Genomic DNA, 24,636 nt, shown 5'->3' on the forward strand with positions numbered 1-24,636 from the left:
CTTTTTGAAGTCCATCTTATTTTTTTAAAATATGGATAGCAAATCCGCCAAATTCACCATCAATATAAATATTTTTTAATTTTCCATCTTCAGTTAACTGAATCGTATCATCTAAAAAATTAAAACCTTTTTCTTTTAATTCTTCAACAGCAGATTCTACATCTGCAGTAGTCATAGCAATATGACCGTTTTGTCCTAGATATGGACTTTTAAGACATTCAAAATAACTGCCTGCAAATTCTGACTTCATCCCATGTCTAGGTTCTAAATTAAACATTAAACTTAACAATTTAGCTAGTTCTAATGCTTGTTCTTCAGATTCTGTGTTAATCCCAATGTGGGCCAATTCAAATGTATTTTTCATAATGAAACCTCGAAAATATTAAACCGGAAACAAAAGCAAAGCTCCTGCTGTAAGTGCCAATAAACGGATAAAGTACTGAGGAATAGTAAATTTCCAAAATTCAATCATCGTGTACTTTCCTGTCCCCATAATCAGAGCCGGCATTCCATCTACAGGTAAGAAATGACCGCACCAGCCAGAAATAACAATGGCTGTTGCCGCTGCAGTTGGATCAAATCCAAGTTTTAAACAAGTTGCAATTGCCAATGGAGCAAAAACATACACAGTGCCAATTGTGGATCCAGTCAAAGTGGCCAACAAACTTGTTAAAATACAGAATGCAAATATCAATAAAAACGGATTGATATTAGAACCTAGCATGCCAGCTACAGATTTACCAACCAATTCTGTGAGACCGGTTCCCCCTAAAGCATCTGCCACACCAATAACCCCTGCTGACATGATAATGATTGGTGCGCTGATCGCATCTCTTATTTCTGTAAAATCCAGAACACCTACTAAGAAAATTGGGATAACCGCAATACCTGTCAAAGCATACCCGGCATCACCGACATAACTTTGTGAAACCATCCCAATTACAGCAAGTGCAAAAGACAAATAAGTTACTATTTCTTGTTTTTTAGTAAGATGCGTTTCTTCTTTTTGATCTGTTTCATCATCGGAAGGACCTTTAGAAATTGGATGCTCTGGTAAAAACTTATAAGCCAGAATTGACCAAACAAGGAATCCTAAAGATAAGAAGAGATTAACAATTGAAAATTTCACCAGATTAACGTTAGTAGCTGCTCCGGCAGCATGCAGTACAGCAACAGTAATTCCATACTGTAAGGCTGTATTAAATGGAATCAAAGGGTGATTAGCAGCAAAGCCGGCGGGCATTAAAACCTTAGATGGTGCAAGTGCCTTATTTTCAGGCAAAGCAGATAAGAGCCCAATGACTAAAACATAATAAGCTGTAGAACCTGTACCAAACAAACTTGTTCCCAGCATGACAATGACAATCAATAAGATGTAAGCTTTATAGCCACCCTTTTTAGCCATATTAAACATCGCTGCTTTAAATTTAGTAATAAAACTCGTCTTCTGTAAGGCAGCAATGATGGCCATAAAAGCAGCAAGCATCATGATTGTTGAATTGGCAAATCCTGCAAAAGCCCCCTTAATATCAGTTATCCCTGTCACAACCAAAAGAAGCAAAGCGATAAGCGGCGGAGCTCCAAAAGGCAATTTGTCTCTCATAATTAAAATAATCATAAAGACAGTAATTGCTAACACAATAATCATCTGACTTGTCATAATTATCCTCCTTTATTTACTCTTGGATTAATTCATTCCTTTTTCTTTATTAGCTGCTAAAACAGTCTTCAAAGCAGCTATTCCTTCTTCGGGTAAATAATTGAATGGACGGCGGCAGTCGCCAACAGGATAACCTAATAATTTTACAGCTGTTTTTACTACCGTATTTGGATTTCCATATTTGAAAACAGCTCTAAAATCAGCAATAGAGTCCTGAGCTTGTTGAGCTTCTTCAAGTTTCCCTTCTTGGAAAAGATTGTAAATTGATGAAAGAACATGAGGATAGACATTTGAACAGCCTGCAATTCCTCCTGTTCCGCCTTCTTTTAAAGCTGGCAAAATCAAAGCATCATTTCCAGATAGCACAAAGAACTTTTTATCTAAATTTTTCGTCCTGTGGATATATTCTTTGAGATTCTCCCAATCACCGCTTGAATCCTTTGCACCAATGATATTATCAACATCTCGTGCCAATTTTTCAACTGTTTCAGGCAGGAGTTTATTCCCTGTCCTCGCTGGAATGTTATATAAAACAATTGGTAAGTCAACTTCTTTTGCAACCGCTATATAGTGATCATACAGTTCCTTTTGTGAAGCAAGAGCAAAACTTGGTGTGATAATAGATAAAACATCTGCTCCCAATTCCTGTGCGGCTTTACTTAACTGGATTGTTTCTTTAGTAGAGATACATCCTGTACCAGCATAAACAGGAACTCTTCCTTTAACTTGTTCAATAGTCGTTTTCAGAACTTCGATCTTTTCTTCATAGCTTAAAATGTATCCTTCTCCATTTGTTCCAAACGGAAAAATGCCGTGCACACCTCCTTCAATGAGACGTTCAATTTGATTTCGCAGTTCATCTAAATTTACCGACTCGTCATCTCGCATTGGAGTTAAAATAGGAGTAATGATTCCTTTTAGCTCAATATTGTTCATGTGTAACTCTCCTTTACCCCAAAAGGGGATTTCTTGTTTTTGACAACCATAATTATACTATTTTGGTAGCAGTTTAGAAGATTTTTGCAAGGAAATACGAAACAAAATGAAACATTATAAAATAAAGTTCAGTCATTTATTCCATTCTTTGCTTTTAGTTCCTTTTTGAAACGTTTTTGCATTCCTAATGTCCTTAACTTTATTACATCATGATATGAATGAGGGATTCTCTCTAAAATGAAATCAATGCCTCTCTGACCTTCCTAGATCTTTAAATTATTTTCAGTCAGCATCTTATAGCTGAGTAACTGAAGTAGCGATATTTCTTTCTGAATAATACAAAATAGAATCAAAAAAACGAATGAGTTCTGCAACTAAGGCCACTGCAGGTTGCTATCATTCGTTTTTTTCATTTTTATATAATTGTTTAGTCTGTTTGTTGCCCATCAAGCTTCATAAGAAAATTTGCAGGCTTATATTTTAAAAACAGTATTTCACTTTACAATAAGTTATTATCATTTCCTATGACCATTTCAATTCTAGGCGATAGTCTGCAAAGATGGTCTGTGACTCTGGGTCTGGAGCTTTCAATACATAGTCAATCCGGATAGACTGTTGAGTTTGGTCCATTCTAAATAAGCTGGTTTCTGTGATAAAGTGCTGAAGGCCTGCAGGGGTAGGCAGGCTGACTAAGGCCCGTTGATTCTTGTGAAATCGCATGATGGTTTTGGGAGTTGAAAAACGGGTCATGACAAGTTCTTCATGGCTGCACTTGATAATGACTTTCTCGTCTTCTTCATTGACAAATATCAGGTAATGAAAGCCGTTTTTTTCTGTCACATCAACAGGATAAGATTCTTCAATGATGTCAGTCTCACCGTCCAAATCAATCTCATTTCGCAAATAAAGCTGCATACTGTCTCCTATCATTACATCTCATTTCACTGTTTTTTTTCATCTTATCTTTTGATAAGAGAAGAGCGCAGCAGGGTTCCTCCAGTGAAAAAAGCAATGAAAATAACCAGAACCTTAAGGTTATTGATATCTAAGCTGCTGAGGAAAAAGGCTGCGGTCAAAACACCGAGAATCCCCCCTATAATAATCCCCATTGTCCCCGGCCAATGCACACGGTCAGATTTGATAAATTCTAAGGAACTGGCAGTCAGAATCATTGCTGCATCCAGCATCATAACCGGCAGAGCAATGGAAGGATTGATTCCCATTAAAGAAAAGAAAATCAGCTCGGGCGCATAGTTGCCAAGTCCCATAGTCATCAGCATCCCAATGATAAAATCAAAGATTACTCCTACCAAGAGCCAGATGCCCTTTAACCCGCGGACATCAGATGAAATGCCGGCTCCCGGATTGGTCAGCATCCGGTAGACCATCACTAAAGCCGCAATAATCAGCAAAATCCCCAAGACGCGCTGTACCTGCCGGGTATTCCAGTTTTTGGTAATACGGCTGCCAACAAAAGCGCCGGTAAAAGAAGCTGCGGCCATACAGACCAACGTTGTAATATCGACCTTGACAATCGTTACAAAACAAAGCGCCTCTACCAAAACAGGGATCACATGGGCCGTTGACATGGTGGCTGGTATTTGTCGGTCGTCTTCGACTAATTTTGTTGCCTTAAACAGAGTTGTTGTCGTAGCAAAGGTACCGATTCCCAAAGTATCAAGAAGATCAGTCAGATAGCCAATCCAAAAGCCTGTTAAAAATTTTTCTTTTAAATTAATTCGATGTTTTTTGGCATGTAATAAAATAGTTCCCATAATCCCGATAATCAGGGTAAACAGGAGCAGCTGAATGACATGCAGTATTAAATTGTTTGTCATTCATTCATTATAATGCAAATTGAGAAATCCGTAAATACAAAAAGAAATTTTTTCTGCTGCTGATACCCAGAAAACAGGCATTCTAAACAATTTTTGTTATAATGGAAGTATGAATGAAAAAGTATTTCGCGATCCTGTTCATAATTATATTCCTGTTGAAGACGAGGTTATTTACGACCTTATCAACAGCAAAGAATTTCAACGGCTGCGCCGCATCAAACAGCTCGGATCATCCAGCTTTACTTTCCACGGTGCCGAACACAGCCGTTTTTCGCATTGTCTGGGGGTTTATTATCTGGCCAGACGCGTCACAAACATCTTTGACAAGAAATATCCTGAAACCTGGAATAAGGATGAATCGCTCTTGACTATGACCGCTGCTCTTCTTCATGATATCGGTCACGGAGCTTATTCGCATACCTTTGAAAGACTTTTCGATACCGATCACGAAGCCATTACCCAGCAAATCATATTGAGTCCGGAAACAGAAATCAACCGTATCCTGCGGAGTGTTTCCTTTGATTTTCCTGATAAGGTGGCCAGTGTTATCAATCATACCTATCCCAATAAACAGGTCGAGCAGCTGATTTCCAGTCAAATTGATGTTGACCGAATGGACTATTTGCTGCGGGATTCTTATTTTACCGGTGCCAGTTACGGAGCCTTTGATTTGACCCGAATCCTGCGGGTTATCCGCCCGATGGAAAACGGAATTGCCTTTTCCAGAGACGGCATGCATGCTGTCGAAGATTACATTATCAGCCGCTACCAAATGTATATGCAGGTTTACTTTCATCCGGCCAGCCGGGCTATGGAGGTGCTGCTGCAAAATCTCCTCAAGCGCGCTAAATATCTCTATCCGGGAGAAAAAGAATTCTTTGCCATCACATCGCCTCATCTCGTTCCTTTTTTTGAAAATGCTGTTACTTTGGAAGACTATCTCAGTTTGGATGACGGCGTTATGAACACCTATTTTCAGACCTGGATGAACAGCGGTGATAAGATCCTGGCCGATCTGGCCAGCCGCTTTGTTAATCGTAAGGTTTTCAAATCCATTACTTTTGATGAGGACAAGCTGTCTGAACTGGATAAACTGAGAGACATTGTCCGCTCACTTGGTTTTGATCCCGATTACTACACTGCCGTCCACCTTAATTTTGATCTGCCTTATGATGTTTACAAGCCGGATGTCAAAAATCCGCGGACCCAAATTGAAATGCTGCAGGAAGACGGATCCATTGCCGAACTGTCGACGCTGTCTCCGCTTGTTCGTACCCTGTCCGGAACAATACACGGTGATCGGCGCTTCTATTTCCCAAAAGAGATGCTAATCAAAGATGATTTGTTTGCTGAAGCCAAAGAAACCTTTGCCGGCTATATTAAAAACAAGCACCTGACCATACCTGACAGACCAAACTAGCCGAAAGATTTCGCTTCCCTTACACTTTGCTGCCAGTTTAAACAGATATAAAGCCAGCGGTGTCTGTTTTCTATTGTCATGCTTAAGATTAATTCTTCTCATCAGCATGACAAATAGCGTGATTTTTAGTAAGATAGTCTGTAGAAATTGTATTTAGAAATTAGGAAAACTTATGTCAATTAAATTAGTTGCTGTTGATATTGACGGCACTCTGCTTAATAACAAACAAGAAGTGACGCCGGAGGTCTTTTCAGCCATTCAGGACGCTAAGAAAAAAGGGGTCAAAATTGTTATCGCTACCGGTCGTCCTATCGCCGGTGTCACAGGACTTTTAGAAGAACTCAATCTCAGAAACCAAGGCGATTACGTTATTACCTTTAACGGCGGTCTGGTGCAGGATACGGCTACAGGTGAGGTTTTGGTCAAAGAACCTCTGGCTTATGAGGACTATCTTGATATTGAGCTGCTCAGCCGTAAATTAGGCGTACACATGCATGCTATCACCAAAGAAGGCATCTATACAGCCAACCGCAATATCGGCAAATATACTGTCCACGAGGCCAGTCTGGTCAATATGCCGGTCTATTACCGTACGCCTGAAGAGATGACTGACAAAGAAATCGTCAAAATCATGATGATTGATGAGCCTGATGTTTTAGCCGCAGCCATTGCCAAGATTCCGGCCAGCTTTTACCAACATTATACCATCGTTAAATCACGTCCTTTTTACTTAGAAATTATGAATAAGAAAGTCAGCAAGGGAACTGCTGTCAATCAATTAGCACAAAAACTGGGACTCAGCAAAGATGAGACCATGGCAATCGGTGATGAAGAAAATGACCGCACCATGCTTGAAGCGGTGGGCAATCCCGTTGTTATGGAAAATGGTATCCCTGAACTTAAAAAAATAGCTAAGTATATCACCAAATCAAATAACGAAAGCGGCGTTGCCTACGCCCTTAGAGAGTGGGTTCTAAACTAATGTATACTTATAAAATCGGTATCCCGGCTGAAGAACATGACCGTTTTGTTCAGGAGAGCCCGCAGACTAACTTGCTGCAAAGTGCCAGCTGGGCCCATGTTAAAGATAACTGGAAAAGCGAACGCATCGGTTTTTACGAAGACGGAAAGCTGCTGGCTGCTGCTGCTATCCTCATCAAGCCTTTGCCTATGGGCATGTCCATGCTTTATATCCCCCGCGGACCGATTATGGACTATGAGGACACGGCATTGCTGAGCTTTGTATTAAGCTCCCTGAAAAAATACGCTAAAACTAAGCGGGCTCTTTTTATCAAGTTTGATCCTTTTATTTTGCTGAATCATCATCCTGTTGATGAAGAGCCTGTCAGCAATCCTAAGGCTCAGGGCATTATCAAAAGCCTTGAAAAACTGAGCTGTGAGTGGCTGGGTCAGACAGCTGATATGGGAGAGACCATTCAGCCGCGCTTTCAGGCCAATATCTATGCCAAAGATTTTGCTGAGAGCAATCTGTCTAAAAAAATCCGCCAGTCTATTCGCACGGCCAAAAATAAAGGGGTTGCCATCCAGTTCGGCGATTATGACCTTTTGGAAGACTTTGCCTTTCTTATGAAAAAAACGGAAGACCGCAAAAGTATCCATCTCAGAGGAATTGACTACTACAAAAAACTTTTGGATACTTATCCTAATCAGTCTTACATTACCTTAGCAACACTGGATCTAAAAGAGCGTCTAAACGAGCTGGAAGAGCAAAAGAACAAGGCTGAGCAGACCCTAGCCAATTATGGTGACAAGGTTAAGCCCGGCAAGGTTGAAAATACCAAAAAAGAAATCGAGCGTTTAGCAGATGAGACAGCTTTCTTGAAAGAGCAATTAAAGGATGGTAAGGACAGGGTTCCGCTGTCCGGCACCCTGTCTCTTGAATTTGGCGGTACTTCTGAAAATGTCTATGCCGGCATGGATGAAACCTTCCGCCGCTATCAGGCAGCTATCTACACTTGGTTTTCAACTGCCCAGCATGCCTTTGAAAGAGGCAATGACTGGCAGAACATGGGCGGTATCGAAAACGACCTCTCCGGCGGACTGTACAGTTTCAAGTCAAAATTCAAACCTGAAATTGAGGAGTTTATCGGTGAATTTAATTTACCGGTCAGTCCTCTCTATAAATTAGCTAATGCTGCCTATACACTGCGCAAAAAACGAAGGAGCAAGCACTGATGTCCTTACAAAGCATTTCAAAAGATGAATTTGCAGACCATATTCAACAAGCCCAGCAAAAATCGTTCATGCAGACCCTAGAAATGGCTGAGCTTCTCGCCAAAAGAGGCTATGATATTGACTATGTTGCTTGGAAAGAGCAGGCAGAAATTGAAATCTCTGCTATTTTATACAGCATGCCCATGACCGGCGGCCGCTATTTTGAAATTAACTGCGGTCCTGTCATCACTGCTCATGACCATCTGAGCGATTTTTACCGAGATTTAAAAGATTATGTCAAAGAAAGAGGCGCTTTAGAGTTCCTCATCAAGCCCTATGATACCTATCAAAGTTTTGACAGCAACGGTCAGGCAACAGAAGCTGAGAAAAAAGAACTCATCACACAGCTGACTGACCTTGGCTATCATTTTGACGGACTTCAGACAGGCTATCCCAGCGGTGAAGGCAACTGGCATTATGTCAAAGATTTATCAGGTCTAAGTGAACAGACCCTCCTCAAATCCTTTAGTAAAAAAGGACGTCCCTTAGTCAAAAAAGCCAAGACTTTCGGTACCAAACTTCGAAAATTAAAGCGTGAGGAGCTGCACCTCTTTAAAGACATCACCTCTGCTACTTCTGATCGCCGTGAATACACGGATAAGGAGCTGAGCTACTACCAAGACTTCTATGACAGTTTTGGCGATCAGGCTGAATTCATGGTGGCCAGCCTTAATTTTCAAGACTACTTTGACCACCTTCAGCAAAGTCAAGATAAATTAGGAACCAAAATAACTAAACTCAAGGCTGACCTTGAAAAAAATCCTCACTCCGAGAAAAAACAAAATCAGCTGCGTGAATTCTCCAGCCAATTTGACACCTTCACAACCCGCAAAAAAGAAGCTCAGGAACTTCTTGAAAAGTATGGCAATGAAGATGTTATTCTAGCCGGCAGCCTCTTTGTCTATACTCCTCAAGAAGCTGTCTACCTTTTCTCAGGTTCCTACCCGGAATTCAATAAATTCTATGCGCCCGCTCTCCTGCAGGAACATGTCATGCTGGAAGCTCTTAAACGCGGCATAACCTGCTATAACCTCTTAGGTATTATGGGAATTTTTGACGGTTCTGACGGTGTCCTGCGATTTAAGCAGAATTTCAACGGCTCCATCGTCCGCAAGATGGGCACCTTCCGCTACTATCCAAAACCGCTCAAATATAAGATTTTAAACACGATCAAAAAAATCTTACGACGATAAAAAATGGAGCCAAGTACGCTCTTGAGAGGTGTACTTGACCCCATTTTTTTTAAGTTTGATGAGAAAAAGCATCAGTGCAAAGTCCGCTTTTCTATATTAAAAAAACAGCTCCTTGAAGCTGTTTTTTAGATTAACGAATTTAATCAAAGCTTATTTTACAAAGTCAAGAAGAGCAAGGAAACTGTCAGCCTGCAGAGATGCACCGCCGACAAGAGCTCCGTCAACGTTTTCTTTTGCCATATATTCAGCAACGTTTTCAGGTTTTACAGAACCGCCGTATTGGATACGAACAGCCTCAGCTACTTCTTTGCCGTAAAGTTTTTCGACAGTTGCGCGAACAACACCGCAGATTTCATCAGCAATGTTAGCGTCAGCTGACTTACCAGTACCGATAGCCCAGATTGGTTCGTAAGCAATAACCAAGTTAGACACTTGCTCAGCAGTCAAATCTTTAAGGTCAGCTGTAATTTGACCTTCGATCCATTCAGCTGTCTTACCAGCTTCATAAGTTTCGAGAGACTCACCGCAGCAAAGGATTGGAGTCATGTTATGATTGAAGATAGCATGAGCTTTTTTGTTGATTTCTTCATCTGTTTCATGGAAGTACTCACGGCGTTCTGAGTGACCGATGATAACATATTCTACACCGAGAGCTTCAAGAGCTGCCGGACTTGTTTCACCGGTGAAAGCACCGAAATCTTCCCAGTAGCAGTTTTGAGCAGCTACTTGCAATTCAGTGTCTCTGACACCTTTTTTCATCCCTTCAAGGAACAATGCAGGTGCACCGACAACGGTATCAACAAGCTCATTTGAAGGAATATTGTTTTTAACAGCATCAACAAATTCACGAGCTTCAGCAGCTGTCTTGTTCATTTTCCAGTTTCCGGCAATAATTGGTTTACGTGACATTTCACATACCTCTTCCATTTTTTATTTACATTGTCTATTTTACCATAAATTCAGGGTGATTGAAAGATTAAGAAAGTATTTTACAAAACTCTTGACAATAAAATTTTGACTGTTGCTGTCTATTAAGAACACCAAAAAAAGAGTCTCCTACGAGACTCTTTTACAAGATAAGTTGTCTGACTTAAATTGTTATCTGGGAAAACTTAATTGTTTTTGATTAAGCTTCGATTTCTGAAACGATACCTGAACCAACAGTACGTCCACCTTCACGGATAGAGAAAGTAGTACCTTGTTCAACGGCGATTGGGTGGATCAATTCAACGTCGATAGTAACGTTATCACCAGGCATAACCATTTCAGTACCTGCTGGCAATTCGATTGAACCAGTTACGTCAGTTGTACGGAAGTAGAACTGTGGACGGTAGTTGTTGAAGAATGGAGTATGACGTCCGCCTTCTTCTTTAGTAAGGATGTAAACTTCACCCTTGAATTTAGTATGTGGATGAATTGAACCTGGTTTAGCAAGAACTTGACCACGTTCGATTTCATCACGTTGGATACCACGAAGAAGCACACCGACGTTATCACCGGCAAGACCTTCATCAAGCTGTTTACGGAACATTTCAACACCAGTAACAACAGCTTTTTGAATTTCGTCACGGATACCAACGATTTCAACTTCATCATTGACTTTAACAGTACCACGGTCGATACGTCCTGAAGCAACAGTACCGCGTCCAGTAATTGAGAACACGTCTTCGACTGGAAGAAGCAATGGTTTATCAGTATCACGTTCTGGATCTGGAATGTATTCATCAACAGTATCCATAAGTTTCATGATAACATCTTCTTGTTCAGTATCACCTTCAAGCGCTTTAAGAGCTGAACCTTGGATAACTGGAATGTCATCACCTGGGAAATCGTATTCTGAAAGAAGGTCACGGATTTCCATTTCAACCAATTCAAGCAATTCTTCATCATCAACCAAGTCAACTTTGTTCATGAAGACGATAAGGTATTTAACACCAACTTGGCGTGAAAGCAAGATGTGTTCACGAGTTTGCGGCATTGGTCCGTCAGTAGATGCTACTACAAGGATAGCTCCGTCCATTTGAGCGGCACCAGTGATCATGTTTTTAACATAGTCCGCGTGTCCTGGAGCGTCGATGTGAGCATAGTGACGTTTAGCTGTTTCATACTCAACGTGTGCAGTATTGATTGTGATACCGCGTTCGCGTTCTTCTGGAGCAGCATCGATTGATGAGTAATCTTTAGGTTGATTTACTGCGCTGGGAAGACGACGTGCAAGAACTGTTGTGATTGCAGCTGTCAAAGTAGTTTTACCATGGTCAACGTGTCCGATAGTACCAATGTTAACGTGTGGTTTACTACGATCGTATTTTTCTTTTGCCATTTTGGGAAAAGCCTCCAATAAAATATATTTTATAGATAGACGGTAGGCAATACAGTCTAACTTTACCTTATTATTTTAACAAATTACACTGAAAATGCAAGCATTTTATATGTATGTCTCTATCTTTTTTTCTGAAGAATGCTAAAATCAGCCTTAAGCAGGTAAAAAACAGGCAACTCCTTCTTTTCCTGGCTTGACATTTTTGCCGCTGCTCAATGGTGCACAAAAAATAAAGAGGATTGGTCTGTTTTTGTACATTGCAAATCCAATCCTCTGTTTAAATTGTTCATACGGCAGCTCACTCATTATAGAGCTCTTCGTAGATTTCTTCCTGAGACGCGACAAAAACATCATCAGTATTTCGCTCAGCCTCTGCTACTTCCCGATAAATTTCTTCTCGCTTCTCGTTGGCATCAATATTTAAAACAAAGCCGATAGCTACAGAGAGAACCAAGAGGCTGTTTCCGCCCTGCGACAGGAAAGGAAAGGTAACTCCCGTTGAAGGAATGAGACCGGATATACCGCCGATATTGACAAAGACCTGCATGAGCATCATGCCGCCAACACCCAGAGCAATCATTGAATTGAAGGGACTTTTAGCTTTGATACCGACCAAAAGAATTCTCAAAATCAAAAAGAAAATCAAAGCCAGAATCAAGCTGGCACCAATCAGTCCTAATTCTTCAATAACAATAGAAAACACAAAGTCTGTCTGAGCTTCCGGCAGGTAGCCGCGTTTTTCAATGGAATTTCCCAAGCCGCGGCCCAACCAGCCGCCATTGCTCATCGCATAATAGGAATTAGCCAGCTGGTGCCCTGAGTCGGTAACATCCTGAAAAGGATTGAAAAAGGCACTGAAGCGTTTAGCCACATAGCCAAAAACAGGCACCCTGCTCATGGTTTTGACACCAACCATATTGATGATGCCCAAAAAAACGGCCGATAAGGCAATAATTCCGGTCAGCAGAGCCGAAAACCAACGGTAGCCGACACCGCTGACTGAATACATCACAACAGCTGTCAAAACAATAATCGTTGCATTTCCCAAGTCCGGCTGCGCTGCCACTAAAAAGATTAAGACCAAAGAATAAAAGCGCCAATCTTTCAAATCACTCAGCTGTTTGGGCAGCCATTTACGCTTAGTCAAGGCCTGATAATCATAGACTTCAATGGTTTGCTGGCGTCTGGCAAAGGTAAAGGCCAGAAACCAAACCATAATGATTTTTAAATACTCCGCCGGCTGGAAACTGATTGGCCCCAGAATGATCCAGCCGTGCGCTCCGTTGACCTCCTGAGTCCAGAAACGGGCGATAATCAGCAGTATGGCTTCTATCAGCATCACAATGGTCAAAACACCGCTGTTTTTTAAGAAATTTAATTTCAGCCGGTAAATAAAAAGAATGGCGAGCAGGCTGATAATCCAAAAAACACCTTGGTTTATAACCGAGCGAAAGGGATTCAAGCCATTCTGAATTAAGTTGGCACTGGTCGTTGAATAGACAATAATCAATCCCAAAACTGATAAAATCAAATAGGGTAGCAGTATCGAATAATTCAGCAGGTGCCGCTTATCAATTTTCATACGTTTTCCTCAAAATATCTTACAAATCTAACATTAGCATTATACCATCTTTTGGATTTAAAACAAAGAAGAGAGCCAAACAAAAATTAACAGATATCAAAGCAATTTTACTCCGGCACTTACTTGCATAGAAAAAACACCCCAATCGTTTTTAGGCCTAACGTTTGAGGTGCGGTTCATTTTCAGTAAAATTTTAATTTTGACTGTCTGCTACAGGGCGCTGATTAACCGGAATTGCGCAGACCGGTCGCAACACCGTTGATGGTGATATGAATCAGATTTTCTAAATTTTCACCCAGCTCACCGCGGCGCTGACGCTTAATCAATTCAATTTGAATATAGTTTAAGACATTGAAATAAGGCAGGCGGGAATCAAGACTGGCTTGCAGATAGCTGTTGTCCTCCAAAAGATGTTCGTGATTTTCGATAGCTAAAATAATATTCTTTGTCAGCTGCCATTCATCCAAAATCGTATTAAAGACTTCTTTTGTTTCTTCATCCTGACAAAGTTTGGCATACTCAAAGGCGATGTTCATATTTGATTTTGACAGAACCATGTCAACATTAGACAAAAGAGAATGGAAGAACGGCCAGGACCGATACATTTCCTGCAGCGTAGCTAGATTTTTTTCATCTTTATCAATGAAATGTTTGAAAGCCGAGCCTACACCGTACCATCCGGGAAACATAATCCGATTTTGCGACCATGAGAAGACCCAAGGAATGGCACGTAAACCGCTGATTTCTGTAATTGTTTTACGGGCTGCAGGACGTGAGCCGATATTTAAACTGGAAACTTCCCGAATCGGACTGGCTGCAAAGAAATAATCATAGAAATGCTCATTGCCAAAAACAAGGTCGCGGTAAATCGCATTGCTGTCTGCCACAACTTCGTCCATAATCAGACGGTAGCCGACCAGATTTTCAGCATCAACAATTCTCCTTGTCACGATGCGATCCAGAGTTGCTGACACCAGCATCTCCAAGTTATAATAGGCGACATCTTTGTTGCCGTACTTGTTGCCGATGACTTCACCCTGCTCTGTCAGGCGGATACGATCCTTAATAGAGCCAAAAGGCTGTGACGTAATCGCTTCATAAGAAGGTCCGCCCCCGCGGCCGACTGTTCCGCCTCGGCCATGGAAGAAAGTGATTTTTACACCCTTATCCAGACCGATTTCTGTCAGTTCATTCTGCGCCTTGTACAAGGTCCAGCCGGAAGACAGGTAGCCGCCGTCCTTGTTGGAATCAGAATAGCCAAGCATAATTTCTTGGTAGCCATTATTGGCAGCAATCCATTTTTTGACAATAGCATAATCCAGATATTGCTTCATAATGTCCCGGGAATTATCCAAGTCCTCAATCGTTTCAAACAGAGGAACAATCTGAACACGCGCTTTTTCCGTGTCAACCAGACCGACTTCCTTAAGCATGACTGCCAGTTCAAACATATCGGAAATACTTTCGGTATGCGAAATGATGTGCTGCTTAATGACGTCTTCACCGAGAGCATCTTTCAGCTGTCTGGCCGTTTTAAAGATAGCCAACTCTTTTTGCAGAAGCTCCGATTTTTCAACATGAGTAGCCGAAAGAATCCGAGGATCTTCTAAGAGCTGATGAAGCAAAACCTGACATTTTTCGTCTTCAGACAGACTGCTGTAGTCCTTCACAATGTTAGCTGAAGCCAGCAGCTCTGCCACACAGGCTTCGTGGACACTCGAATCCTGACGCATATCAATGGAGGCCAAAAAGAAACCAAACACATCAACGGCCTGAATCACTTCGGTCAGATCACCGGTAACCAAAGCAGAGTCATTATTTTCCAAGAGAGATTTCTTGATGAGCTCTAAGTCATCCTGAAATTCCCGAGCTGTTTGATAAGGCTGAATTTGCTGTTCTTCAGCAGATTCCAAATCAAGCGAAGCCTTTGAGAAATCTCCTTTTTTCAGATAAGCCAAGGTTGCCTGCAGTCTTGACTGAATGTAGTAAAATGCTTTGCGGTAAGGTTCTTTTTCACGATAAATGGAGACATCTGCCGAACGATCCGCCATTTCTTTGACAGCCTCACTGATTGTAGAAAGACTGGAAGACAAAGAGAAGGTCCGATACAGATCTGAGAGTTTGCTGATATAATAATTCAAAATGACTTCACTTTGAACCAGAGCGGATATTTTTAAGGTTTCAGCCGTTACGTAAGGATTGCCGTCACGGTCACCGCCGATCCACATTCCCATGGTAATCGGTTTTGCACCATCCAGATCAATCCCTTTTTGCTGAGCCAGCTGCTTGTATTGGCTGCTGAACTTAGTGACCGCCTTAATCAAAGAGGAATTGTAGTATTCCATGACATTGGTGATTTCATTGGTAACTTTGAGTTTTTTCTCGCGGATAATATCTGTCTGCATAATCAGCTCAACATAGCGGCGCAGGTCATCATACCATTTTTGCCTGTTGATAGAACCGGACTTAGTGTCACGGTACTTGCGCAAAAGCTCATGAATCCGATTGGTCAAGTCCAGCATGGTCTTGCGCTGCACCTGAGTCGGATGGGCTGTTAAAACCGGTACGACATTGACATTTTCTAAAATTTCCTGAGCATTGTCTTGTTCAGAAACCAGATCAATCGTTGCAGATATCTTGCCAAGATAGTCAATATCATTGTTGTTTTGATAATTGACCTCATAAGCCAAATTAACATCTTCAGAGATATTAATCAAAAGCGGCAAAATTGCAAAATAACGTGAAACCACAACCATCTCGTCATTATTGAGCTGCTTGATGGCTTGCTCTAAATCCTGATGCTTTCCTTCAGCAGATAATGTTTTTAAGAGGGTAATCTTATCAAAACTATCCTTTCCGATCATTTTCTTGGTAACATCATCCAATAATTCAGTAAGAATGCTGATTTCTTCGGCGATGGCCTCTTTATCATTTCTGCTCTCTAATTTACTGACTGTCACGAAATGCAATTCCCTTCTTTACATTGATAGTTTCTATCATATCATTTTTAACAAAAAAGTAAATAAATTCTCCAGTATTGGTGCGCTTTCATAGCGAAAACACAGCTGCTTCACTTTTTGTCTTTGTAAACTTTCTGGTAAAACTCAATCTTATCGCCGTCTTTGACCTTGATCTTATCAGCGGATTTAGAGGCTAATTTATTGTTCACATCAAACATCCAGTAACGTCCGGCCTTCTTATCCTGGGACAGGCCGTCAATAGCTGTGATGAAGCCGCTCTTTTCTTTGACTTTGTAGTTGGCTTTCAGCACGTCCATCACCGTGTCTCCCTTATTAAAGGAAACCTTTTCGTCAGTTTTGTTAGAACCGGTCTTAACAATCAGCCTGACCTGAAAATCTTCAGACGTCTTACTTTTACTGCCGGTTTCGCTGTCGCTGCAAGCTGCTAGAAAGAGAACGATTCCGGTTAAGGCTAAAAATTCATATAGTTTTTTCATTGGATAATAATCTCCTAAAAATGGATAAGATGATGGGATAGAAAAGCACAGTTGACACAGCATGCATCAGATTGAACGTCATACCAGCCAAAATATAAGCAAACACCGGAGCTGCAAACAGTAAGGCTGAGTAAGTATCAACAACGATACCGTAGATAACGCTCATCAGGCCTGCCAAAACAGCCTGCAGAATTATCTGATTTATGCTGCCAAGCCGCAAAGACTTCGTCAGAGGATAACAAATGAATTTCCATAAGAATAAGATGCTGCCAAAACCAATAACCTGTCCTAAAACCCAAGGGCCAAAGCCCAGCAGAAAACTGGTAACCAACATTGTTACAGACATAATCAAAAAGCTTTCCCAGAAGCCGTAAAAAACTGCGCATACTAAAAAGATGGCAGTTATCGGCTGAATATTGGGCAGACCGGCAAAAGCAATTCGCAAAACAATCGCTAATGCCGACAAAATCGCAATGCGGCTGATTTTTTGAAGCGGCATATTATCCCCAAACGTCATCAATAATTTCTTTTACAAGTTCTAATTTAGCCCATTGATCTTCCTCTGTCAAGATATTTCCTTCTTCTGTTGAGGCAAATCCGCACTGAGTGGACAGCCAAAGCTGATCCAGCGGCAAATATTGGCTGGCCTCTTTAAGGCGGACAATGATAGCTTCTTTATCTTCAAGTTTAGCATCCTTTGACGTAATCAAGCCAAGGACAGCCACCTTATCCGGATCTTTGAATTCCGCTAACGGTTCAAAACCGCCTGCACGTTCACTGTCAAATTCTAAAAAGTAAGTTTTAGCGGCTTCCTCTCCAAACAGTTCCTGAGCAACCGGACCGTATCCGCCTGATGAAGCCCATGTTGAATGATAGTTGCCTCGGCAGACATGCGTATTGACCTGCAAACCGTCCGGAACATTTTGGTAGACATCATTATTTAAGGTCAGAAAAATGTCTGCCAATTCATCTCTGACTTGTTTAGAACTTTTATTCTGCGGAGCACCCCAGGCTGTTAAAAAGACTTCATCAACCAAGGTTCCCCAGGTACAGTCATCAAATTGAAGGGTTCTCAGACCAGCCTTATACAGGTCTTCTATCACTGTCAGGTAGGCCTTTTTGATATCCTGCCGCAATTGTGCAAAATCAGGATAGACTGCATTTAATTTTGCAACATGGTCGGCATCGCGGATCAATTCAAAATAAAACTGTGCCGGAGCCGGAATAGTATATTTGGCTTCAACGCCCTCTTTGTCAGCAAGGAGATCATATAAGAACTTATAATCTGCAATAAAAGGATGGTTTTCTCCGCTTATCTTTCCGGCAATTAAAGCCGAATCAGCCTTGGTTGTTTCATCATGAAAATGATAGCCTTCTGCTGCCTGAACATGATCAACTCCTTGAAAGCCCCAGAAAAAGTCCAAATGCCAGTAGGCTCTGCGGAATTCACCATCAGTTACCTTTTCAAGGCCCGCTGCTATCTCCTTATCAACCAATTCTTTGATCAGCCGGTCTTCAACAGCCCTCAGCTCTTCTTTGGAAATTTTCCCAGCTTCAAATTCTTCCCGTGCTTTTTTCAAAGCTTCCGGGCGTAAAAAACTGCCAACGTGTTCAAAATATTTTTTCGCCATCTTTTCTCCTTAAAATAGATAGAATTTATTGTCTTTCATTTTATCATCTGTTCCTATAGCTGTAAAATATAAATATATTATGATTTGCTATAGCTAATGACTATATGTGCTGCTGTTAAACAGACATATTTTGCTTTTTTCCAAACTTTACGTTAAAATAAGGAAGATGAGAAGAAGAATTAAGCCTGTCTTTGTTCTGGCTTTCTTCAGTTTGTTCGGACTATTGCTCATTCTGGGCAATGTTCGTTCTGAAAGTGCGCGGCAAAAAGAATTAGCTGCTGCTAAAAAATCAATTCCTGAAATTGAACAGACTGCAAAGAAACCAAAAGCAAATTCAGATGGAGACACTTTTACTCTTAATCCGATTATTGATATCTCCGGCTGGCAGCTGCCCAGCGAAATTGATTATGACACCCTGTCCAGTAACATATCGGGTGCCATTATCCGGGTTCAGGGAGGCTCAGGCATTGCTAAAAAGAACAATGCTGCTCACAGTTCCGGAGTTGACAAATCGTTTAAGACACATATTGAAGAGTTCCAAAAACGAGGCATTCCTGTAGCTGTCTACGCCTATGTCCGCGGGTCCAATGTCAAGAAAATGAAGTCTGAGGCTAAAACTTTCTATAAAAACGCTTCGCCTTACAACCCGACTTTCTACTGGCTTGATGTTGAAGAAAAAACCATGTCTGACATGAATAAAGGTGTTAAGGCTTTCCGTGATGAACTGAAACGTCTCGGTGCTGAAAATGTCGGTATTTATATCGGCACCTATTTCATGGAAGAGCACAGCATTTCCACCAAAGGCTTTGATGCTATCTGGATACCGACCTATGGCACAGACTCAGGCTATTTTGAAGCTGTTCCAAAGACCAAATTAAACTATGACCTGCACCAATATACTTCTCAAGGTCAGCTGCAAGGGTTTAAACACACCTTGGACCTCAATCAAATTGCCGTCAACAAGGACACAAAAGCAACCTATGAAAAATTATTCGGGCCGGTGAATGAATAAGCTTGACAGCTTTTAGCTTCCGTCATATAATGTAGGTAACAGAATATCACAAGGAGTGCTTCTTAGCTGAGATTGCCTTTGGCGAAATCCTATGGACCTGATCTAGTTAATACTAGCGTGGGGATGTGACTAATTGATGAAATTAACACATGCAGACTCCTTGAATGAAAGGAGTCTTTTTATGTCCAAAAATTCAGTCATTCTGGTTGAAGCGGCTCTGGCTGCTGCTTTAGCCATGGTCCTGTCGCTCCTACCTGATTTTGCCAGTTGGTTTACACCGTCTTTCGGAGCTATTCCCCTCATTATCTTCGCCTTAAGAAGGGGAGCTAAATATGGGATTTTATCCGGCCTGCTCTGGGGACTGCTGCATTTTCTTTTAGCAAAGGTCTACTACCTAAGCCTTTCACAGGTCATTCTGGAATATATCCTTGCCTTTCTTTGCATGGGCTTTGCCGGTTTTATGCAACATCCCCTGCAAGCAGCTCTTAAAAAGGAAAATAAATCCAAGGCCCTGTTTTATGCCATTACGGGAGCTTTTGCAGCTACTCTCAGCCGGTATATCTGCCATTACATCGCCGGATTTATCTTTTGGGGAAATTACGCACCAAAAGGAATGTCTCCTTTTTGGTATTCTTTTACTGTCAATGGCAGTGCAGGATTGTTTACGTTTTTGGTAGTTGTTTTGGTTCTGCTTGTTCTGGTGCCCGGTCAGCCGCAATTCTTTTTGCCTAAGACCAAGGCAAAAACAAAGAACTAAACTAATTCATATCCTTTGAAAGCACAAAGAGGCGGAAGAATTTCGCCTCTTTTCAATTTGGAAGCCTAATAGGCTGATACAGCAAGTAAGATCAAAATGTCTTACTTTTTTATTTCAGTTTTTTAAGCCAATCATGCTATTATAATGGTATGGCTAAAAAACGAAAACGCAAAAAACATACGTCAAAGAAAAGCCGGCGCAGACGGCAGCAAAAAAAGAAAAAGCAGCTTAAATACTTTATTCTCACAGGATTTGTGCTTGTTGTCTTGGGACTTGCTCTTTTTCTTTACCAGCATCGCTTTCATGTCTCTGCCTCTTATGAAGCCGATCAGACAGCGATTATTGCAGCTGATGATTCTTCGCCGACCCTTTATCCTTATCTATTTGATCTGGCTGCAGACAAATTGGAACAAAATGCCACTGTACAAGTAGAAGGCTATTTTCTGACCAGCTTAAAAGGCAGGCAAGTCACTCTGGCTAAAATAAAATTAAAGGGGCGCACCTGCTATATCGATGCTAAAAAGCTTCAAATTCAACAGACCAATGCCATCAATCAATATATCGCCGCTTTACAGTACCCTCATGCAGAGATGACCAAGGCTATCTATTCACAGTTTGATAAAAAAGCCTATTATAGTTCCTCCGGCCAGCCCAAAGGCATTATTATTCACGATACCGGAAACGATAGTTCATCTATCCAGAGTGAAGTCTCTTATATGGAGAAAAATTATAAATCAGCCGGTGTTTTTGTCCACAGCTTTATTGACAAAGACAGTATTTTTCAAATTGCCGATGACCGCTACATGGCTCAGGGTGCCGGTCCTAAGGGAAATCCTTATTATCTTCAGTTTGAAATGATTCGCGAGCACAGCCAGGCAGATTTTGCCAAACAGCTGGCCAATGCTGCTTATTATACAGCTGTCATGCTTAAAAAATATCACCTGCCGGTTACGCTGGGACAAAAAGATGCCTCAGGCACTGTCTGGACGCACCAGATGGTATCCAGCTATTTAGGCGGAACAGACCACCAAGACCCGGATGACTACTGGAACACAGCTGCTGCAGAATTTTTTGCCAGCGATTACTCCGTAAAAAACTTTTTAGATTTGATTCAAGCCTACTATAATCAGCTTTAAAATGATATAATGGGAAAGTATATTATTTATTTTGGAGGAAATCATGCTTTCTTGGATAACAAGATTAATCAAAGGGGTCATCATTGCCCTAGGCTTTATTCTGCCCGGTGTATCAGGCGGAGTCTTAGCTTCTATTTTAGGTCTGTATGAGCGTATTATTTCATTTTTAGCACACTTGTCAAAAGACTTTGTCAAAAATGTTCTCTTCTTCATTCCGGTAGGAATCGGCGGTATTCTGGGAATCGCGCTTTTTTCTGCACCCTTAGAGTACCTTTTGGAACATTATGAGGTCCCTGTCCTTTGGGCCTTTACAGGAACAATCGTCGGTACCCTGCCGACTCTGTTTGCCGAATCCACTCAAAAATCTAAGCGCGATAAAGCAGATTGGGCCTGGCTTCTGGGAACTTTTTTGATTTCCGGTCTCCTGCTCTACTTTTTAAATGACTTAGTCGGCACCATTCCGGCTAATTTCGCAAGCTTTGTCCTTGCCGGTGTTCTGATTGCTCTTGGTGTCTTGGTACCGGGGCTCAGTCCGTCTAATCTTCTTTTAATTATGGGACTGTATTCACCCATGCTGACCGGTTTTAAAAATCTCGACTTACTGGGCGTTTTCCTGCCGATTGCCATCGGCGGTATGGCAGCTGTGCTGCTCTTTTCAAAGCTTATGGATTACGCCTTGACCCACTACCATTCCCGCGTTTATCACTTTATTTTGGGACTTGTCATTTCAAGTACGCTTCTAATCATCATTCCAAATCCAAGAAATACGGAGAGTATCTCCTATGCAGGCAGCAGCTGGCTGACCTTCTTAGCAGCTGCTTTGTGCTTTGCTGCCGGTATTGCTTTGGGACTTTGGATGAGCAAACTTGAGGAAAAATACAAATGAGCAAAAAGCATAAACTGAAAAAAACACTAGTGGATCAGATTTTGGATAAGGCCAAGATAGAGCACGACAGTTTAGCACTCAATGCCCTAGAAGGCAAGTTGCCAGAGGACATCAAAAAAGAGGATATTTTTAAAACGCTGGCTCTGACAGGTGACAAAACAGGAACTCTTATCGGAATTCTCCCTATCACAGAACACCTGTCTGAAAAAAAGCTGGCTAAAGTATCCGGTAACAAGAAAGTCAGTATGATTCCGCAAAAGGAATTGCAAAAAACAACCGGCTATGTCCACGGTGCTAACAATCCTGTCGGCATCAGGCAAAAACATCATTTCCCTATCTATATTGACAGCATCGCGCTTGACAAAGGAAAAATGATTGTATCAGCTGGTGAAATCGGCCGGTCTATCCGCATCGACAGCCAAATTTTAGCACAGTTTGTCAAGGCTGAATTCGCTGATATTAAGGAGTAAGCATGCGTATACTTGGAAACATTGTTTGGTTCTTTTGCTCCGGACTTTGGGCTGCTATTGCCTGGTATGCAGTGGGACTGCTGCTTTGCATCACTGTTATCGGGATTCCTTTTGGACTGCAGTGTTTTAAAATCGGCTCTTTCGGCCTTTTTCCCTTTGGCAAGACGATCATCTTTTCAGACCGTTTCTCCAGCCTCTTAGGAAATATCATCTGGATTTTACTGGCCGGCTGGGAGCTGGCTCTGCTGCATCTGGCCAGTGCTGCTGTGCTTTGCCTGACCATTATCGGAATTCCCTTTGCCCTGCAATCGGTCAAGATGGCCGGTATCAGTCTCTTTCCTTTTGGTGTTGAAATTATTGATTAGATTTAGGAGTATAAGAATTGTGAAACTGTATTTTGTCAGACACGGAAAAACTGAGTGGAATTTAGAAGGACGCTTTCAGGGAGCCGGCGGAGACTCACCGCTTTTAACAAGTTCTATTAAGGAATTAGAGCTCCTGGGCCGCCATTTAAAAGACATCAAATTTGACAAGGTCTATTCCAGCGATCTCAAACGGGCGAAGCTGACCAGCCAGATTATCACTCGGGAAAATGTCCATCCTACAGACATTACCTATACTAAAACCCTGCGGGAATGGAATCTGGGCAGACTGGAAGGCCAAAAAATCAGCTTAGTCAGCTCCATCTATCCCAAACAAATGAAAGCTTTCCGCCATAATCTGGCACAGTTCAACCATTCCATCTTTGACGCCGAATCTGTTTACCGTGTGACGCACCGCGTCTCAAACTTTGTTAAGTCGCTTAAAGACCTGCCGGCTCAAAATATTTTACTGGTGGGCCACGGCGCTACACTGACAGCAGCTATCCAGTCATTCTTGGGCAATGAACCTGCTCAGTTTCGCCGTGACGGCGGCCTGGATAATGCCAGTATTACTATTTTGGAAACAAAAGATTTTGAACATTTTGACCTTATCACTTGGAATGATGTTTCCTATAAAGAAAAAATGCCTCAAGAAGTCAACGTACACTAAAAGAGAGCCAATTAAAATCAAAAATCGTGATTTTAATTGGCTCTCTTTTTACTTAGCATATTTCAAGCGCAGTACTTTTTCTTGGTTCTTATCCAGCCTAAGCAGAATAACAACCTTATCAATGCTGATATTGCTTTCCAGTAAACGTTCGGCAGCCATCATAAGACCGTTATTAATTCCCAGCTGTAAGACAGGATTGCTGCGGTCATTAGTGTCAAAAATAAATTTATGGCTGGGTAGATCAAACAAGACCTTCACTGCTCCGTAGAGCTGCTCAAAGGAGTCAATCTGCAAATCAAAAACAGGCTTTGTTCCGGGCTTCAAGCGGCGGCCGCGATGATTAAACCACATGGAGTGCCAGCCGCTGTTATGAGCTCCAATGATATCATTGTCATAAGAGTCTCCCACATACAGCGTCGTATCCGGATCCATATCAAATTGCTCGGCAGCCAAATTAAAAATTTCTTTCTGCGGTTTTTGAAAACCTGTCGCCTGGCTGACCAAGACCCGCTTAGGAGCAACATAATCGTAGAGTCCTAATTTTTTTATCTTTTTCAGCTGATGCTCGGTCGGACCATTGGTAATAACGCCCATGGGAATATTTTTTTCTTTCAGAAAATCCAGTGTCAGACGCATTTCATCCAGCATTGTAATCTGATCGAGCTCTTTTTCGTAAATAGCCTGAAAATGATTGCCCTCATCTTCACTGATCTGCCGATAGCCAAACTCCAATAGGGTCTGTTCACAGCGCCAGAAACGAAAATATTCGGTTGTCCATTCTCCAGCCATTACCCGCGGAAAACCGGTGTCGGAATAATGGCGAAAACGAATATAAGCCTGATTGATCTGAGCCATGTCAAAATCAGGAAAACAGTTTTCTACAGCACTGCGGTACGGTGCCTGCTGGTCATAAATAGTGTCATCAACATCAAAAACAATAGCACTAATCATAAGTAAGTCTTTCTAAATCTTAATTCTAAAAAATTATACTATTTTTTCAGTGTTTTTTCAAAATCTTTATCACCTGCTTTTTCGGCATGCAAAGGTGCCTTTTCCCACTGAGACGGC

Annotated in this window: 24 protein-coding genes and 1 riboswitch; of the genes, 11 read left to right on the top strand and 13 right to left on the bottom strand. The window is 41.6% G+C overall.

All coding sequences use genetic code 11. From position 1 onward, the window contains the following. Positions 1–16: 16 nt before the first annotated feature. The 5 genes from AC4HAN_RS02045 to AC4HAN_RS02065 all read right to left on the bottom strand — a co-directional run bounded on the left by AC4HAN_RS02045 (position 17) and on the right by AC4HAN_RS02065 (position 4,434). Positions 17–364, bottom strand: coding sequence for a 2-dehydro-3-deoxyphosphogluconate aldolase (locus AC4HAN_RS02045; RefSeq protein WP_491090888.1), 348 nt, complete (start codon positions 362–364; stop codon positions 17–19). An 18-nt stretch (positions 365–382) separates the two neighbouring features. Then, a complete protein-coding gene (locus tag AC4HAN_RS02050) occupies positions 383–1,660 on the bottom strand; it encodes an SLC13 family permease (RefSeq protein WP_491090889.1) in 1,278 nt (425 codons plus the stop codon). A 27-nt stretch (positions 1,661–1,687) separates the two neighbouring features. After that, complete coding sequence (gene dapA / locus AC4HAN_RS02055) at positions 1,688–2,596, bottom strand: 4-hydroxy-tetrahydrodipicolinate synthase (protein WP_491090891.1); 909 nt, start codon at positions 2,594–2,596, stop codon at positions 1,688–1,690. Positions 2,597–3,118: 522 nt separating this feature from the next. Next, positions 3,119–3,511, bottom strand: a complete 393-nt coding sequence (locus AC4HAN_RS02060) for a YwiB family protein (RefSeq protein ID WP_491090892.1) — start codon at positions 3,509–3,511, stop codon at positions 3,119–3,121. Positions 3,512–3,555: 44 nt separating this feature from the next. Continuing rightward, complete coding sequence (locus AC4HAN_RS02065; RefSeq protein WP_491090893.1) at positions 3,556–4,434, bottom strand: TSUP family transporter; 879 nt, start codon at positions 4,432–4,434, stop codon at positions 3,556–3,558. A 109-nt stretch (positions 4,435–4,543) separates the two neighbouring features. Between AC4HAN_RS02065 and AC4HAN_RS02070 the strand changes: the two genes are divergently transcribed. The 4 genes from AC4HAN_RS02070 to AC4HAN_RS02085 all read left to right on the top strand — a co-directional run bounded on the left by AC4HAN_RS02070 (position 4,544) and on the right by AC4HAN_RS02085 (position 9,282). Then, a complete protein-coding gene (locus tag AC4HAN_RS02070) occupies positions 4,544–5,854 on the top strand; it encodes an HD domain-containing protein (protein ID WP_491090895.1) in 1,311 nt (436 codons plus the stop codon). 172 nt (positions 5,855–6,026) lie between these two features. After that, on the top strand, positions 6,027–6,836 hold the full coding sequence (gene yidA / locus AC4HAN_RS02075; protein ID WP_491090897.1) for a sugar-phosphatase: 810 nt from the start codon (positions 6,027–6,029) through the stop codon (positions 6,834–6,836). Then, positions 6,836–8,050 carry an aminoacyltransferase gene (locus AC4HAN_RS02080; RefSeq protein WP_491090898.1) on the top strand — a complete coding sequence of 405 codons (1,215 nt, stop codon included), beginning with the start codon at positions 6,836–6,838 and terminating at the stop codon, positions 8,048–8,050. The genes yidA and AC4HAN_RS02080 overlap by 1 nt, the downstream gene beginning before the upstream one ends. Then, positions 8,050–9,282, top strand: coding sequence for an aminoacyltransferase (locus AC4HAN_RS02085; protein ID WP_491090900.1), 1,233 nt, complete (start codon positions 8,050–8,052; stop codon positions 9,280–9,282). The genes AC4HAN_RS02080 and AC4HAN_RS02085 overlap by 1 nt, the downstream gene beginning before the upstream one ends. A 150-nt stretch (positions 9,283–9,432) precedes the next feature. Here the strand turns inward: AC4HAN_RS02085 and tpiA are convergent, their stop codons facing one another. From tpiA to AC4HAN_RS02120, 7 genes are all read right to left on the bottom strand, one after another. Further along, entirely contained in the window at positions 9,433–10,191 is a 759-nt protein-coding gene (gene tpiA, locus AC4HAN_RS02090; RefSeq protein ID WP_027976423.1) for a triose-phosphate isomerase, read from the bottom strand. A 217-nt stretch (positions 10,192–10,408) separates the two neighbouring features. After that, a complete protein-coding gene (gene tuf / locus AC4HAN_RS02095) occupies positions 10,409–11,605 on the bottom strand; it encodes an elongation factor Tu (protein ID WP_027976424.1) in 1,197 nt (398 codons plus the stop codon). A 298-nt stretch (positions 11,606–11,903) separates the two neighbouring features. Continuing rightward, positions 11,904–13,187, bottom strand: coding sequence for a cell division peptidoglycan polymerase FtsW (ftsW, locus tag AC4HAN_RS02100; protein WP_491090901.1), 1,284 nt, complete (start codon positions 13,185–13,187; stop codon positions 11,904–11,906). A 224-nt stretch (positions 13,188–13,411) separates the two neighbouring features. Continuing rightward, positions 13,412–16,147: a phosphoenolpyruvate carboxylase gene (gene ppc, locus AC4HAN_RS02105; RefSeq protein WP_491090902.1), complete on the bottom strand. Its 2,736-nt coding sequence runs from the start codon at positions 16,145–16,147 to the stop codon at positions 13,412–13,414. Positions 16,148–16,257: 110 nt separating this feature from the next. Continuing rightward, a complete protein-coding gene (locus AC4HAN_RS02110; protein ID WP_491090903.1) occupies positions 16,258–16,644 on the bottom strand; it encodes a DUF4430 domain-containing protein in 387 nt (128 codons plus the stop codon). Further along, positions 16,628–17,143 carry an ECF transporter S component gene (locus AC4HAN_RS02115; protein WP_491091119.1) on the bottom strand — a complete coding sequence of 172 codons (516 nt, stop codon included), beginning with the start codon at positions 17,141–17,143 and terminating at the stop codon, positions 16,628–16,630. The genes AC4HAN_RS02110 and AC4HAN_RS02115 overlap by 17 nt, the downstream gene beginning before the upstream one ends. Position 17,144: 1 nt before the next feature. Continuing rightward, a complete protein-coding gene (locus AC4HAN_RS02120) occupies positions 17,145–18,275 on the bottom strand; it encodes a 5-methyltetrahydropteroyltriglutamate--homocysteine S-methyltransferase (protein ID WP_491090904.1) in 1,131 nt (376 codons plus the stop codon). Between the two features lie 166 nt (positions 18,276–18,441). On the opposite strand from AC4HAN_RS02120, the gene AC4HAN_RS02125 reads away from it, so the two are divergent. From AC4HAN_RS02125 to AC4HAN_RS02155, 7 genes are all read left to right on the top strand, one after another. Beyond that, the gene (locus tag AC4HAN_RS02125; RefSeq protein WP_491090906.1) at positions 18,442–19,287 is read left to right on the top strand and encodes a glycoside hydrolase family 25 protein; all 846 of its coding nucleotides are present in this window, start codon (positions 18,442–18,444) and stop codon (positions 19,285–19,287) included. A gap of 41 nt (positions 19,288–19,328) precedes the next feature. Beyond that, positions 19,329–19,428: riboswitch (TPP riboswitch) on the top strand. Positions 19,429–19,468: 40 nt separating this feature from the next. Next, on the top strand, positions 19,469–20,044 hold the full coding sequence (gene thiT / locus AC4HAN_RS02130; protein WP_491090907.1) for an energy-coupled thiamine transporter ThiT: 576 nt from the start codon (positions 19,469–19,471) through the stop codon (positions 20,042–20,044). Positions 20,045–20,193: 149 nt separating this feature from the next. Then, entirely contained in the window at positions 20,194–21,180 is a 987-nt protein-coding gene (locus tag AC4HAN_RS02135; RefSeq protein WP_491090908.1) for a peptidoglycan recognition protein family protein, read from the top strand. A gap of 43 nt (positions 21,181–21,223) precedes the next feature. Continuing rightward, positions 21,224–22,066, top strand: a complete 843-nt coding sequence (locus AC4HAN_RS02140) for a DUF368 domain-containing protein (protein ID WP_491090909.1) — start codon at positions 21,224–21,226, stop codon at positions 22,064–22,066. Further along, a complete protein-coding gene (locus tag AC4HAN_RS02145; protein WP_491090911.1) occupies positions 22,063–22,536 on the top strand; it encodes an aminoacyl-tRNA deacylase in 474 nt (157 codons plus the stop codon). Before AC4HAN_RS02140 ends, AC4HAN_RS02145 begins: the two co-directional genes overlap by 4 nt. A gap of 2 nt (positions 22,537–22,538) precedes the next feature. After that, a complete protein-coding gene (locus AC4HAN_RS02150; protein ID WP_491090912.1) occupies positions 22,539–22,901 on the top strand; it encodes a YccF domain-containing protein in 363 nt (120 codons plus the stop codon). Between the two features lie 19 nt (positions 22,902–22,920). Then, a complete protein-coding gene (locus AC4HAN_RS02155; RefSeq protein ID WP_491090913.1) occupies positions 22,921–23,568 on the top strand; it encodes a histidine phosphatase family protein in 648 nt (215 codons plus the stop codon). A 48-nt stretch (positions 23,569–23,616) separates the two neighbouring features. Here the strand turns inward: AC4HAN_RS02155 and AC4HAN_RS02160 are convergent, their stop codons facing one another. Further along, positions 23,617–24,519: an HAD family hydrolase gene (locus AC4HAN_RS02160; RefSeq protein WP_491090914.1), complete on the bottom strand. Its 903-nt coding sequence runs from the start codon at positions 24,517–24,519 to the stop codon at positions 23,617–23,619. Between the last annotated feature and the right edge of the window lie 117 nt (positions 24,520–24,636).

The organism is Streptococcus sp. ELY_86 (assembly GCF_058314495.1).